The organism is Frateuria soli, from assembly GCF_021117385.1.
Taxonomy (GTDB): domain Bacteria; phylum Pseudomonadota; class Gammaproteobacteria; order Xanthomonadales; family Rhodanobacteraceae; genus Frateuria_A; species Frateuria_A soli.
Window position 1 is genome coordinate 1,339,620 of the sequence record NZ_CP088252.1, and the last position, 13,121, is coordinate 1,352,740.

Annotated in this window: 13 protein-coding genes and 6 tRNA genes; 16 read left to right on the forward strand and 3 right to left on the reverse strand. The window is 66.4% G+C overall.

Translation table 11 applies throughout. The annotated features are described in order from the left end of the window. Nucleotides 1–61: 61 nt before the first annotated feature. Nucleotides 62–1,069, forward strand: a complete 1,008-nt coding sequence (truD, locus tag LQ771_RS06170; protein WP_231351483.1) for a tRNA pseudouridine(13) synthase TruD — start codon at nt 62–64, stop codon at nt 1,067–1,069. An 80-nt stretch (nt 1,070–1,149) separates the two neighbouring features. On the opposite strand, the gene LQ771_RS06175 is transcribed toward truD, so the two are convergent. After that, the gene (locus LQ771_RS06175) at nt 1,150–1,701 is read right to left on the reverse strand and encodes a Smr/MutS family protein (protein WP_231351484.1); all 552 of its coding nucleotides are present in this window, start codon (nt 1,699–1,701) and stop codon (nt 1,150–1,152) included. A gap of 179 nt (nt 1,702–1,880) precedes the next feature. On the opposite strand from LQ771_RS06175, the gene surE reads away from it, so the two are divergent. Genes surE through LQ771_RS06195 form a run of 4 tightly spaced genes read left to right on the forward strand, consistent with a single transcriptional unit; the run spans nt 1,881 to nt 4,891 of the window. Then, a complete protein-coding gene (surE, locus tag LQ771_RS06180; protein WP_231351485.1) occupies nt 1,881–2,660 on the forward strand; it encodes a 5'/3'-nucleotidase SurE in 780 nt (259 codons plus the stop codon). A gap of 10 nt (nt 2,661–2,670) precedes the next feature. Next, a complete protein-coding gene (locus tag LQ771_RS06185) occupies nt 2,671–3,360 on the forward strand; it encodes a protein-L-isoaspartate(D-aspartate) O-methyltransferase (RefSeq protein WP_231351486.1) in 690 nt (229 codons plus the stop codon). Nucleotides 3,361–3,392: 32 nt separating this feature from the next. Continuing rightward, complete coding sequence (locus LQ771_RS06190; protein WP_231351487.1) at nt 3,393–4,001, forward strand: YqaA family protein; 609 nt, start codon at nt 3,393–3,395, stop codon at nt 3,999–4,001. A gap of 41 nt (nt 4,002–4,042) precedes the next feature. After that, complete coding sequence (locus LQ771_RS06195) at nt 4,043–4,891, forward strand: peptidoglycan DD-metalloendopeptidase family protein (RefSeq protein WP_425491346.1); 849 nt, start codon at nt 4,043–4,045, stop codon at nt 4,889–4,891. 13 nt (nt 4,892–4,904) lie between these two features. Here the strand turns inward: LQ771_RS06195 and LQ771_RS06200 are convergent, their stop codons facing one another. After that, on the reverse strand, nt 4,905–5,294 hold the full coding sequence (locus tag LQ771_RS06200) for an Mth938-like domain-containing protein (protein ID WP_231351489.1): 390 nt from the start codon (nt 5,292–5,294) through the stop codon (nt 4,905–4,907). Continuing rightward, nucleotides 5,294–5,590, reverse strand: a complete 297-nt coding sequence (gene yhbY / locus LQ771_RS06205) for a ribosome assembly RNA-binding protein YhbY (RefSeq protein WP_231351490.1) — start codon at nt 5,588–5,590, stop codon at nt 5,294–5,296. The genes LQ771_RS06200 and yhbY overlap by 1 nt, the downstream gene beginning before the upstream one ends. A gap of 81 nt (nt 5,591–5,671) precedes the next feature. Between yhbY and rlmE the strand changes: the two genes are divergently transcribed. The 11 genes from rlmE to clpX all read left to right on the forward strand — a co-directional run bounded on the left by rlmE (nt 5,672) and on the right by clpX (nt 12,992). Then, a complete protein-coding gene (gene rlmE, locus LQ771_RS06210) occupies nt 5,672–6,322 on the forward strand; it encodes a 23S rRNA (uridine(2552)-2'-O)-methyltransferase RlmE (RefSeq protein ID WP_231351491.1) in 651 nt (216 codons plus the stop codon). Further along, entirely contained in the window at nt 6,319–8,262 is a 1,944-nt protein-coding gene (gene ftsH, locus LQ771_RS06215; protein WP_231351492.1) for an ATP-dependent zinc metalloprotease FtsH, read from the forward strand. Before rlmE ends, ftsH begins: the two co-directional genes overlap by 4 nt. 232 nt (nt 8,263–8,494) lie before the next feature. Continuing rightward, nucleotides 8,495–8,571: transfer RNA gene (locus LQ771_RS06220), tRNA-Arg, on the forward strand. Nucleotides 8,572–8,739: 168 nt separating this feature from the next. Then, nucleotides 8,740–8,816, forward strand: a tRNA-Pro gene (locus tag LQ771_RS06225). 22 nt (nt 8,817–8,838) lie between these two features. Beyond that, nucleotides 8,839–8,915 (forward strand) — tRNA-Arg (locus LQ771_RS06230). Between the two features lie 16 nt (nt 8,916–8,931). Then, nucleotides 8,932–9,008, forward strand: a tRNA-His gene (locus tag LQ771_RS06235). A 16-nt stretch (nt 9,009–9,024) separates the two neighbouring features. After that, nucleotides 9,025–9,100: transfer RNA gene (locus LQ771_RS06240), tRNA-Lys, on the forward strand. A 339-nt stretch (nt 9,101–9,439) separates the two neighbouring features. Then, nucleotides 9,440–9,525: transfer RNA gene (locus LQ771_RS06245), tRNA-Leu, on the forward strand. A gap of 67 nt (nt 9,526–9,592) precedes the next feature. Further along, nucleotides 9,593–10,885 carry a trigger factor gene (gene tig, locus LQ771_RS06250; RefSeq protein WP_231351493.1) on the forward strand — a complete coding sequence of 431 codons (1,293 nt, stop codon included), beginning with the start codon at nt 9,593–9,595 and terminating at the stop codon, nt 10,883–10,885. A gap of 64 nt (nt 10,886–10,949) precedes the next feature. Continuing rightward, on the forward strand, nt 10,950–11,579 hold the full coding sequence (clpP, locus tag LQ771_RS06255; RefSeq protein ID WP_231351494.1) for an ATP-dependent Clp endopeptidase proteolytic subunit ClpP: 630 nt from the start codon (nt 10,950–10,952) through the stop codon (nt 11,577–11,579). 117 nt (nt 11,580–11,696) lie between these two features. After that, on the forward strand, nt 11,697–12,992 hold the full coding sequence (clpX, locus tag LQ771_RS06260) for an ATP-dependent Clp protease ATP-binding subunit ClpX (protein WP_231351495.1): 1,296 nt from the start codon (nt 11,697–11,699) through the stop codon (nt 12,990–12,992). The last annotated feature ends 129 nt before the right edge of the window (nt 12,993–13,121 follow it).

A 13,121-nucleotide genomic window follows, 5' to 3' on the forward strand; every position in this document is an offset into this window, starting at 1 on the left:
AGTGCATCGCCCGCAAGCGGGCTCCTGCAGAAGCCCGGCGAACCATCGACCAAGGACCGCAGTGCACGAACTCCCTTACGCCCACGGCACCCCGCCGCTCACCGCGCGCCTGCGCACCACGCCGGAGGACTTCATCGTCGAGGAAATCCTCGGCTACGACGCCGAGGGCTCGGGCGAGCATGCGCTGCTGTGGGTGGAGAAGCGTGGCGCCAACACCGACTGGGTGGCGCGCGAGCTGGCCCGGTTCGCCGGCGTGCCGCCGGTGGCCGTGGGGTACGCGGGCCTGAAGGACCGCCACGCGGTGACCCGGCAGGCCTTCACCGTCCAGCTGGCGGGCAAGCCGGACCCGGACTGGTCGGCCTTCCCTCATGCGGAGGTGAAGGTGCTTGCCGCCACCCGGCACAACCGCAAGCTCAAGCGCGGCGCCCTGCGCGGCAACCGCTTCCTGCTGGTGCTGCGCGAGGTGCAGGGCGATCGCGCAGAGGCCGAGCGGGTATTGGCGGCCATTGCCGCGCGCGGTGTCCCCAACTACTTCGGCGAACAGCGGTTCGGCCGCGAGGGCGGCAACGTGGCGCAGGCACGTGCCATGTTCGCCGGACGCCGGGTCGATCGCGACAAGCGCAGCTTCCTGCTGTCGGCCGCCCGCTCGCACATCTTCAATGGCGTGCTCGCCGCGCGGGTCGAGCAGGGTGCTTGGGATTCTCCGCTCGAGGGCGAGATCTGGTCGCTCGCCGGATCGCGCTCATGGTTCGGGCCGGAGGCGTTCGGTGCCATCCTCGCCGAGCGCCTGGCGAAGGGAGACATCCACCCCTCCGGTCCGCTCTGGGGGCAGGGCGAGCCGCCGACGACCGCCGCGGCCGGCGCACTGGAGCGCGAGGTCGCTGCGCGCGACATCGATCTGGCCGAGGGCCTGGCAGCGGCCCGCATGGACCAGGAGCGCCGCCCCTTGCGTTTGCTGCCGCGCCAGCCCACCTGGCGCTGGCTGGGCGAGGACTCCCTGGAGCTGGCTTTCGAATTGCCCGCCGGTGCCTACGCGACGGTGGTGGTGCGCGAACTGGCGCAAGCCTGACGGATAGCGGGCGCAGCGCAGGAGCGCACCTGTGCTCGACCTGGGGCCCCTGGTCGCGCACACGGTGCCTTCCGGGGAGATCAGGCGTTTCTGAGCAGGACGACGACGGCGCCGGTGCCGCCCTGGGCGGGCTTGGCCGAGGCGAAGGCGATCACGTCGTCACGCCGGCGCAGCAGGCGGTCGGTGAGCACCTTCAGAACCGGGCCGGCGGCCTTGGAGCGCAGGCCCTTGCCGTGCACGATGCGCACGCAGCGCAGGCCGTGCTGGCGCGCTTCGGCCAGGAAGCTGGCGATGCTGGCCTGGGCGGCGGCGGCGTTCATGTGGTGCAGGTCCAGTTCGTCCTGGATGCTGAACTGGCCACGCTTGAGCTGGCGCAGCAGGCGGGGCGGGTAGCCGTCGCGCAGGTAACTCAGTTCCTCGCCGATCTCCATCAGCGCGGGGTCGAAGGCGAACTCGAGAAGTTCGCCAGGCACGGCCGCTTCGTCCGCTTCGAGCATGTGTGCGCGTGGTTCCGGTCGTGGTGCGGGCGGCGGTCGGGTGTCGGCGCGGATCTCGCGCACCGGGCCGATCGCATCACGGAACAGTCGGATGTCGTCTTCGTCAGGCTCGGTGGGGCTGCGGCGCTTCTTCATGCAGTCATGCTAGCAAGGGAGCCGGTGGCTGTTTTCCCCAAGCCCGCCGCTCGCACGATCCTCTCCACCGGGGCAGGGAATCGGTCCCCCGACCGTGAAAGAGGTGGGCCGGTCCGGTAGACTTCAAAGGATTCGGAGCGCGCCTTCGGGGCTGCGCTCGAGCATCTGTACGGAACATCATGCGAGTCCTGGTAAGCAACGACGACGGAGTGGACGCCCCCGGCATCCGCGTATTGGCCGACTCTCTGGCGGCGGTAGGCCAGGTCACGGTGGTGGCGCCTGATCGCGACCGTTCGGGCGCCAGCAATTCGCTCACCCTGGATGCACCGATCCGCGCGCTGAAGATGGATGACGGACGCTACCGCGTGGCCGGCACGCCGACCGATTGCGTGCACCTGGCGCTGGCCGGGCTGCTCGATCACGAGCCGGACATCGTGGTGTCGGGTATCAACAACTCGGCCAACCTCGGCGACGACGTGATCTATTCGGGCACGGTGTCGGCGGCGATGGAGGGGCGCTTCCTCGGACTGCCGGCGATCGCGGTGTCGCTGGCCAGCCGCGACCACAAGGGCGAACACTACGACTCCGCCGCGCAGGCCGTATTGATCCTGATGCGCCGACTGCTGGTCGATCCGCTGCCAGCCGACACGATCCTCAACGTCAACGTACCGGACCGCCCCTGGCACGAGATCCAGGGCTTCGAGGTCACCCGGCTGGGCAAGCGGCACCGCTCGGCGCCGTGCATCGCCCAGACCGATCCTCGTGGCAAGCCGATCTGGTGGATCGGACCATCCGGCGGCGCCGAGGACGATGGCCCCGGCACCGACTTCGACGCGGTGCGCCGCGGCTACGTCTCGGTCACGCCGATCCTCGTCGACCTCACCCGCTACCAGGCGCTGGAGAAGATCAGCGGCTGGATGCAGGCGATGACCGACGCGATGGACGAGAGGGCGGCCTGACACGATGACGATGAACATCCATCCGCTGCCGCCGTCGGCGTTCAAGGGCGAGGGGATGACCTCGCAGCGCGCGCGCGACCGGCTGGCTGCGACGCTCAAGGAGAGCGGCATCCGCGACCCGCGCGTGGTCGAGGTGATCCGCAACACGCCGCGCCACCACTTCATCGATCAGGCGCTGCACTCGCGCGCCTACGAGAACACCGCGCTGCCGATCGGCCATGGCCAGACCATCTCGCAGCCTTGGGTCGTCGCGCGGATGACCGAGGCGCTGCTGGAACACTTCAACGGCGGCGTCCCGCAGAAGGTACTGGAGATCGGCACCGGCTCGGGCTACCAGGCGGTGGTGCTGTCAGCGCTGGTCGGCCAGGTCTTCACGGTCGAGCGCATCGAGGAGCTGCTGCGCCAGGCGCGCCGGCGCTTCCGCCAGCTGGGCCTGGACAACGTGCGTTCGCGCCACGACGACGGCAAGCTGGGCTGGCCCGACCAGGCGCCGTTCGACGCGATCATCCTTACCGCTGCGGGCGATGCGATCCCCAGCCAGGTGCTCGAACAGCTCTCGCCCGACGGCGTGCTGGTCGCGCCGGTCGGTTCGCCCAGCAGCCAGATGCTGTTGCGCATCCGCGGCAACGGGCAGGGCGATTTCGTCCAGGAAGAACTCGGTCCGGTGAGCTTCGTGCCGCTGCTCGGCGGCATCGGTTGATGCCACCCCTTCGGCGACAAGGAGCCCACTAGATGCGCCTGTTTGGAACGCTCTACTCGCGTGCACTGACCTGGGCGCGCGATCCGCGGGCCGTGTATTACCTCTGCGGGTTGAGCTTCGTGGAAGCCTTCATCTTCCCGATCATGCCGGAGGTGATGCTGGCGCCGATGATGCTGGGCAAGCGGCAGAAGGCGTTCTTCTATGCCAACCTGAGCCTGCTGTTCTCGCTGCTTGGCTCGCTGGTGGGCTATGCATTGGGCCATTGGGCGTTCCAGGCATTGCAGCCGCTACTGGCATCGCTGCACCTGCTCGAACCGATCGAACAGGGTGTGGCCAGCCTGCGTGCGCAGATGAACCAGCATTGGCTGGGGTTGCTGCTGGTGCTGACGCTGGCCGCCTTGCAGCCGGTGGTGCCGATGAAGTTCGTCACCTGGGCGTCGGGCATCGTGGGCGTGCCGGTGATCCCATTCCTGATCTGCATGGCAGTGGGCCGCGGCAAGCGCGTTTGGCTGCTGGCGCTGCTGATCCGCCTGTTCGGCGAACGTGCCGAGCGGTTGCTGCACAAGCACATCGAGCGCATCGGCTGGATCGCCATCATCGTGCTGGCGCTGCTGCTGGCGTGGTGGATCTGGCTGCGGTGAGCGGCGCAGGTCCTTCCGTGAAATCGGCGTGTCGGCTGGGTATGCTGGTCGGCATGAAGAAATGGATGCGTTTCGCGGTGGCATGCATGGCCGCGCTTTTCCTTGTCGCCTGTGGGCGGTCGGTGGTGGTCCAGCCAAGTCGCGGCGGCACAACCTCGCGCCCGTCGGCCGCTCCTCCCGCGCGGGCAGCCTCGGGCAGTTACCGCGTGATGCGCGGGGATACGCTCTACTCGATCGCCTTCCGCCACGGCCTGGATTTCCGCGCCCTGGCGTCGTGGAACGGTATCGCGCCGCCCTACACGATCTGGCCGGGGCAGGTGCTTCGGCTTTCGCCCGGTGAGGTTCGTCCTGCAGGCGCACGGCGACCGGTCGCTTCCGCGCGTCCGGCGGCGCCGGTGTTCAAGCCGGTCGCTCCCGTAACGTCGCATCCGGCGCCGGGCACGGTTGCGACCGCTCCCGTGGCCGCCCCGCCTGCATCGCCTGCCGTGCCCGCGCCGAAGGGAGCCACCCGTACCGCCAGCGGCATCGACTGGCGCTGGCCCGCCGACGGCGCGCTCATCAAGAAGTTCCAGGGCGGCGACGCCATACCCGGTATCGAACTGGCCGGCGATGCCGGCGACCCGGTGCGTGCGGCCGCCGACGGCGTGGTCGTGTACAGCGGCAACGGGCTGGTCGGTTACGGCGAGCTGGTCATCATCAAGCACAACGACGACTTCCTGTCCGCGTATGGCCACAACCGCAAGCGGCTGGTGAAGGAAGGGCAGCGGGTCAGCGCGGGCCAGTTGATCGCGGAGATGGGGTCGACCGGTTCCGCGCGGAACGAGCTCCAGTTCCAGATCCGGCGCGACGGCAATCCCGTGGATCCGCTGGACTACCTGCCGGCGCGCTGAGTGGCGGGCGGATTCAACGTTCCGGCACGGCCAGCGGCAGGATGAAGGCGGCAACGACGCGCCGTCCTTCGCCGGCCAGAAGGTCGTAGGTACGCGCCGCGGCGGCGTTGTCCATCACCTCGATGCCGATCCCCAGGCGCAGGAAGCCGGCCATGAAGGCGGCCGACGGGAATCGCTGCCGGCTGCCGGTGCCCAGCAGCACCACTTCAGGTTCCAGCGCGCGCACGGCCTCGCCGGCATCGCCGTCCAGGGCCGCCACGTCGTCGACCGGCCAAGCCTCGACGACCCGGTCCGGCGCCAGCAGGAAACTCGCCGTCAGCTCCCGGTCCACCACCGTGATCGATCGCTCGCCGACACGACGGATGAACAGGTAACCCTCGGGGCGTTCGAGCGAAAGGTCCATCAGCGGGGCAGGGCGAGCTTGGGCTCGTCCTCGTTGCGGCGGAACAGGGTGAAGGTGTGGCCGATCTGCTGCACGCTCTCGGCGCCGGTGCCCTCGGTGAGATAGCCGATCTGCGCCTCGCGCTCCTCCTTGTCCCCGCCCGAAAGCTTGACCTTGACCAGCTCATGGTGGCTCAGCGCCAGGTCCAGCTCCTTGACCACGGCGGGCGTCGCGCCCTTGGCACCGAGCAGGATTACCGGGTGCAGGTCGTGGGCGAGGCTGCGCAGGTAGCGGCGCTGGGAAGGAGAGATCGGCATGCGGGAAGCGTCCACGGTTCGCGGTCGGGGGGCGGTAAAGGGTATCATGCGGGTGTCCCTCCCCATCGGTGCCCCTGCCGCATGTCCCGCAGCAAAAGCAGCTCCCGGTGGCTCCGTGAGCACTTCGACGACGTCTACGTGAAGAAGGCGCAAGCCGAAGGATTGCGCTCGCGCGCGGTATTCAAGCTGGAGGAGCTGATCGAGCGCGACCGCCTGCTCAAGCCGGGTATGCGCGTGGTCGACCTGGGCGCGGCACCCGGCGGCTGGTCGCAGCTGGTGCGCCAGCGACTGGGCGACAGTGGCGCGGTGATCGCGCTGGACATCCTGCCGATGCAGGGCATCGCAGGGGTCGATTTCATCCAGGGTGACTTCCGCGAGGAGGCCGTGGTGCGCCTGCTGGAGGAGCGTCTGGGCGGCCAGAGCGTCGATCTTGTACTGTCCGACATGGCCCCCAATATGAGTGGTGTGGCGCTGGCCGACCAGATCCGTGCAATGGATCTGGCCGAACTGGCGCTGGATTTCTCCCGGCAATGGCTCAAGCCGGGCGGTGCCTTCCTGATAAAACTGTTCCAGGGCGCCGGCTTCGATGACTACCTGCGCAACTTGCGCGCGCAGTTTGCGCGCGTAACCATGCGTAAACCCAAGGCCTCCCGCGCGCGTTCGCGAGAGGTGTATGCGCTCGCCACCGGCAAGAAGGACGGCGGCGGGCAAACGGACGAGAACCGCGCATGAACGAAATGGCGAAAAACCTGTTGCTCTGGCTGATCATCGCGGTGGTCCTGCTGACCGTGTTCCAGAGCTTCAACCCCCGCGGCGGCTCCTCTTCCGACCTGCCGTACTCGAGCTTCGTGCAGAGCGTGGAAAGCGGCAACGTCGCCAGCGCCACGATCAGCGCCGACAACCCGGCCACCATCACCGGCAAGCTGAAGGACGGCAGTGCCTTCCGCACCGTCGCGCCCGTGCTCGGCTTTTCCACCAACGGGGTGGTCAAGCAGATGCAGGACAAGAACGTGGTGGTGAGCCAGGAGCCCTCCAACAACGGCTTCTCGCTGCTGGGCCTGCTGGTCAACTGGCTGCCGATCATCCTGATCGTGGGCGTGTTCATCTGGTTCATGCGGCAGATGCAGGCCGGTGCCGGTGGCCGCGGTGCGATGAGCTTCGGCCGCTCGCGCGCCAAGCTGCAGGGCGAGGACCAGGTCAAGGTGAACTTCAGTGATGTCGCCGGCTGCGACGAGGCCAAGGAGGAGGTCGGCGAGCTGGTCGAGTTCCTGCGCGACCCGGGCAAGTTCCAGAAGCTGGGCGGCAAGATTCCGCGCGGCGTGCTGATGGTCGGTCCGCCGGGTACCGGCAAGACCTTGCTCGCCAAGGCTATTGCCGGCGAGGCCAAGGTCCCGTTCTTCTCGATCTCCGGCTCGGACTTCGTGGAAATGTTCGTCGGCGTCGGCGCCAGCCGCGTGCGCGACATGTTCGAGCAGGCCAAGAAGCATGCTCCGTGCATCATCTTCATCGACGAGATCGACGCGGTCGGCCGCCATCGCGGCGCGGGCCTGGGCGGTGGCCACGACGAGCGTGAGCAGACCCTCAACCAGTTGCTGGTCGAGATGGATGGCTTCGAAGGTACCGAAGGCATCATCGTCATTGCCGCGACCAACCGCCCCGACGTGCTCGATCCGGCGCTGCTGCGCCCGGGCCGCTTCGATCGCCAGGTGGTGGTCGGGCTGCCGGACGTGAAGGGTCGCGAACAGATCCTCAAGGTGCACCTGCGCAAGGTGCCGACCGCCAGCGACGTCAACCCGATGGTGATCGCACGCGGCACGCCGGGCTTCTCCGGCGCGGACCTCGCCAACCTGGTCAACGAGGCGGCGCTGTTCGCCGCGCGCGAGAATGCGCGCGAAGTGCGCATGAGCCACCTGGACAAGGCACGCGACAAGATCCTGATGGGCACCGAGCGCCGCTCGATGGCCATGAGCGAGGACGAGAAGCGCCTGACCGCCTTCCACGAGGCCGGACACGCCATCGTCGGCCGCCTGGTGCCCGAACACGACCCTGTCTACAAGGTCACCATCATCCCGCGTGGTCGCGCGCTTGGCGTGACCATGTACCTGCCGGAGGCGGACAAGTATTCGATCAACCGCGTGGCGATCGAATCGCAACTCTGCTCGCTCTACGGCGGCCGTGTCGCCGAAGAGCTGATCTTCGGTGCAGACAAGGTCACCACCGGAGCGTCCAACGACATCGAGCGAGCCACCAAGATGGCGCGCAACATGGTCACCAAGTGGGGCCTTTCGGACGAGCTTGGGCCGGTCACCTACGGCGAAGACGAGGACGAAGTGTTCCTGGGCCGCTCCGTGACGCAGCACAAGAACGTGTCCAACGAGACTGCCCGGCGCATCGATGAAGTGGTGCGCGAGATCCTTGATCGCGCCTATGCGCGCAGCAAGCGGCTGCTGACCGACAACCTGGACAAGCTCCACGTGATGGCCGATGCGTTGCTGCAATACGAAACCATCGACGCACGCCAGATCGACGACATCATGGCCGGTCGGGAGCCGGGTGAGCCGGCCGATTGGTCCAAGCCGTCCTCGGGCGGTCCGGTGCCGCCGAATCTGCCGCCGCGCGGCGATGCCGGTTCGCCCAAGCTTGGTGATCCCGCAACGCAGCCGCATGGCTGAAGCAGCATTTTCTTCCCTGCATGGCGGGGAGGGCACGGGCAAGCGCGGCTTCGTTCCGTTTGGATGTCCAAATGTGCGGGTGGCGGTAACGGAACCGAAATCTCCGCAGCAGAAAAGGCGAAGATTTTTTGAAAAAGGTGTTGACGCAGCGGCGTGCAATCTGAATAATTCCGCTTCTTGCTTCGGCACCCATCGCTTCGCGACGGGTGCCACGGCAAACCAGTTTCACCGCGCGCCCGTAGCTCAGTTGGATAGAGTACCAGGCTACGAACTTGGTGGTCGGGAGTTCGAATCTCTCCGGGCGCGCCACTTTTACTGCAGGTCATGTCGTTCGCAACATGACTTGTCCATCGGCGCCGAGGGCGCGGGTGGGACCGGAAAGGATCTCCGGTGCGCTGGATACGGATTGACGAGGTGAAGCGTCGCCCGTAGCATTCGAGGGCTCCGGAACGCGAAACGCGTTCCACGGATCTGCTACGGGGTATAGCTCAGTCTGGTAGAGCGCCAGCTTTGGGAGCTGGATGTCGGGGGTTCGAATCCCTCTGCCCCGACCAGCAGGCGTTATGCTTCGAACATGCGCCTGTAGCTCAACCGGATAGAGCATCGGCCTTCTAAGCCGACGGTTGCAGGTTCGATTCCTGTCGGGCGCGCCAGATTCATTGTTTTATGGTGGGCGTAGCTCAGCTGGTTAGAGTCCCGGATTGTGATTCCGGATGTCGTGGGTTCGAATCCCATCGCTCACCCCATTAAAATCAGTAAGACGGGCCGTTAGCTCAGCTGGTAGAGCAGTTGACTCTTAATCAATTGGTCGTAGGTTCGAATCCTACACGGCCCACCAATACGGACAGGCGCTCGGGAAACCGGGCGCCTGTTTTTTTACGCACCTTTTTTCCTGGCATCGGGACGGCGTGAAGCCGCGGCTCGCGGGAAACAATCTCCTGTTCCCCGCTTCGATGCATCTTTCGGCAAGCTATCGTCCCCCGCGTCCCGGGCCGTTCCTGGCCGGAGCAGGGGGGCAGAGGCCGGGCGTGCCGGCCGAGGTCTCCTCATGCTTGTGCTGTCCTGCCGCGCAACCGTAAAATGCCCTGCTTTGGCGCAAGGGAATCATCGACTTAGCGGGCGGGGTGCTTGGGCCGAATTCCTTCTGGATTCCGCCGCTTCCCTCCGCGGGCGCGATGCGAAAGTGGCGGAACTGGTAGACGCACCAGATTTAGGTTCTGGCGGGTAGCCCCCGTGAGGGTTCGAGTCCCTCCTTTCGCACCATTCCCTTATCAGTTTCTGCAAGGCCGGCCCGCACGCCGGCCCATCACGAGAGTCACCAGGAGTCGTCATGCAGTTTTCGGTTGAGAACGTCGGCAAGCTCGAGCGCAAGCTCACGGTGCGGTTCCCGGCGGACCAGTTGGAGTCGCAGGTCAGCGCGCGCATCGCGGAGATGGGGCGCACAGTGCGCCTGAAGGGCTTCCGCCCGGGCAAGGTGCCGGCAACCGTGATCCAGCAGCGCTTCGGCTCGCAGGTGCGCGGCGAAGTGCTGTCCGACCTGATCGGCAGCACCCTGCGCGAGGCCTTCGAGAAGGAGAATCTGCGCCCGGTCGCCAATCCCTCGATCGACACCACGGGCAAGCCCGAGAACGGCGAGATCGCCTACACCGCCACCTTCGAGGTGATGCCGGAGTTCCCCGAGATCGACGTCGCGGCGCTCGAGATCAACCGTCCTGTCGCCGAGGTGACCGAGGCCGACATCGAGAAGATGATCGAAACCCTGCGCCTGCAGCGTCGCAGCTTCGACCCGGTCGAGCGCGCCTCGGCCGAGGGCGACTTCGTGATGTTCGAATACGCCGCCACCGCGGGCGACTACCGGTTCCCGGCCGAAGGCCTGGAACGCGCCGGCAGCGTGCTGGGTTCGGGCACGCTGTTCAAGGCGCTGGACACGGCGCTCACGGGCCGCACGGCGGGTGACGAGTTCGAGACCGGGATCGCGTTTCCGGAAGACTTCGGCAATCCGCAGCTGGCCGGCAAGACCGCCCAGGTCAGCTTCAAGATCATCAAGGTGCAGGCGCCGCAGCTGCCCGAGGTGAACGAGGAATTCGCCAAGCTGTTCGGCATCGCCGACGGCAACCTGGACAATTTCCGCAAGGAAGTGCGTGCCAACCTCGAGCGCGAGCTCAAGGCCACCCTGATGGGCCGCCTGAAGGCCGAGGTCGCCGAAAAGCTGGCCGATGCGCACGGTGAGCTGGAAGTACCCAACCTGATGATCCAGTCCGAGGCGCGCAACCTCGCCGCCGGCAGCGTGCCGCGGGGCCAGCAGCCGCCGCAGCAGCTGATCGAGGCAGCCATGCCGATGGCTCGCAAGCGTGTCATTGCCGGCCTCCTGATGGGCGAGATCGCCCGCAAGCAGGAGCTCAAGATCGACCGCAAGCGGGTGGCCGAGCAACTGGCCGCCATCGCCTCGACCTACGAAGAGCCGGAGAAGGTCGTTGAACTCTACAACTCCGACCCCCAATTGATGTCTGGGCTGCAGAACCGCGTGATGGAAGACCAGGTGGCAGAGTGGGTGGCCGAGCACGGCAAGACCACCGAAAAGCACCTGGCCTTCGACGAGGTGATGCGCCCGGCCGGCGCCTGAGCGACACTGCCAGGCACCATTATCAGGCCCGCCCGAGCGGGCCTCTTCCGGAGAACACGCACGCATGGCCATGGCCCCGATCCAGAACCTCAACCTGGTGCCGATCGTCGTCGAGCAGACCGCTCGCGGCGAACGCTCCTACGACATCTACTCGCGTCTGCTGAAGGAGCGGGTGATCTTCCTGGTGGGCGAGGTCAACGACCAGGTCGCCAACGTGCTGATCGCGCAGATGCTGTTCCTGGAGTCCGAGAACCCCGACAAGGACATCCACCTGTACATCAACAGCCCGGGCGGTGCGGTCACTGCGGGGCTGGCGATCTACGACACCATGCAATTCATCAAGCCCGACGTCAGCACCATGTGCATCGGCCAGGCGTGCAGCGCCGGTTCTTTGCTCCTGATGGCCGGTGCCAAGGGCAAGCGTTTCTCGTTGCCCAACTCTCGCATCATGATCCACCAGCCCTCCGGCGGTGCGCAGGGCCAGGCCACCGACATCGAGATCCAGGCACGCGAAATCCTCTACATCCGCCAGCGGCTGAACCAGCTCTACGTCGACCACACCGGCCAGCCGCTGGAAAAGATCGAGCGGGACATGGAGCGCGACCGGTTCATGAACCCGGTCGAGGCCAAGGAATATGGCCTGATCGACCAGGTGCTCGACCGCCGCGGCGTCGAAACCGTCAAGTCGGCCTGACGCCGGCCCCACTGATCCCGGCCGATCCACTTCACGGAAACGGCCCCGCGTCGGCGCTGGCTGACGCGGGGCCATATGCTATTCTCGCGACGCAACCGAAATACGGCAGGACCTGATATGAGCGACGAGCGGCAGGGCCGTTCCAACGACAGCGGCAAGATTCTCTACTGCTCTTTCTGCGGCAAGAGCCAGCACGAAGTGCGCAAGCTGATCGCGGGTCCGTCCGTGTTCATCTGCGACGAGTGCGTAGAGCTGTGCAACGACATCATCCGCGAGGAGCTCGAGGAGAAGGCCGCCTCCGGACGCAGCCATCTGCCCAAGCCCCGCGAGATCATGGAAACCCTCGACCAGTACGTGGTCGGCCAGACCCGCGCCAAGAAGGCGCTGGCGGTCGCCGTGTACAACCACTACAAGCGCATGGAATCGCGCCAGAAGAGCGACGAGGTCGAGCTCGGCAAGTCCAACATCCTCCTGATCGGTCCGACCGGTTCGGGCAAGACGCTGCTGGCCGAGACGCTGGCGCGCCTGCTCAACGTACCGTTCACCATCGCCGATGCCACCACGCTGACCGAAGCGGGCTACGTGGGCGAGGATGTCGAGAACATCATCCAGAAGCTCCTGCAGAAGTGCGACTACGACGTCGACAAGGCGCAGTCCGGCATCGTCTATATCGACGAGATCGACAAGATCTCGCGCAAGAGCGAGAACCCGTCGATCACCCGCGACGTCTCGGGCGAGGGCGTGCAGCAGGCGCTGCTCAAGCTGATCGAGGGCACGCTCGCCTCGGTGCCGCCGCAGGGCGGGCGCAAGCATCCACAGCAGGAGTTCCTGCAGGTGGACACCAAGAACATCCTGTTCATCTGCGGCGGCGCGTTCGCGGGTCTGGAGAAGGTGATCCAGCAGCGTTCCGAAACCACCGGCATCGGTTTCTCGGCCGAGGTCCGCTCCAAGGAGCGGACCGAGAACCTGGGCAAGGTATTGGCGGAAGTCGAGCCGTCGGATCTGGTCAAGTTTGGCCTGATCCCGGAGTTCGTCGGCCGTCTGCCGGTCGTGGCGACGCTGGACGAGCTCGACGAGCCGGCGCTGGTGAAGATCCTTACCGAACCGAAGAACGCGGTAACCAAGCAGTTCCGCCGTCTGTTCGAGATGGAAGGCGTGGAGCTCGAGTTCCGCCCGGAAGCCCTGCAGGCGATCGCCAAGAAGGCGCTCAAGCGCAAGACCGGCGCCCGCGGCCTGCGCACCATCCTGGAGCAGGTGCTTCTGGACACCATGTACGAGCTTCCCTCGCTGGAACACGTCAGCAAGGTGGTGGTCGACGACGCGGTGATCGAGGGGCAGGCCGAGCCCTATCTGATCTATCGCGGCAACCTGCAACAGCAACGCGTTGCAGGTGAGGGTGGCGACGCCGCCTGATCGACACGAAGCGTCAAAAAACAGCGGCCCCGGCCATTGCCGGGGCCGCTTGTTTTTGGCGGCAGGCACGCAGGCGCCTGCTTCGAATGCGCCATCGCAGGACGCATTGCGCCGTGGTTCTCACCAGGA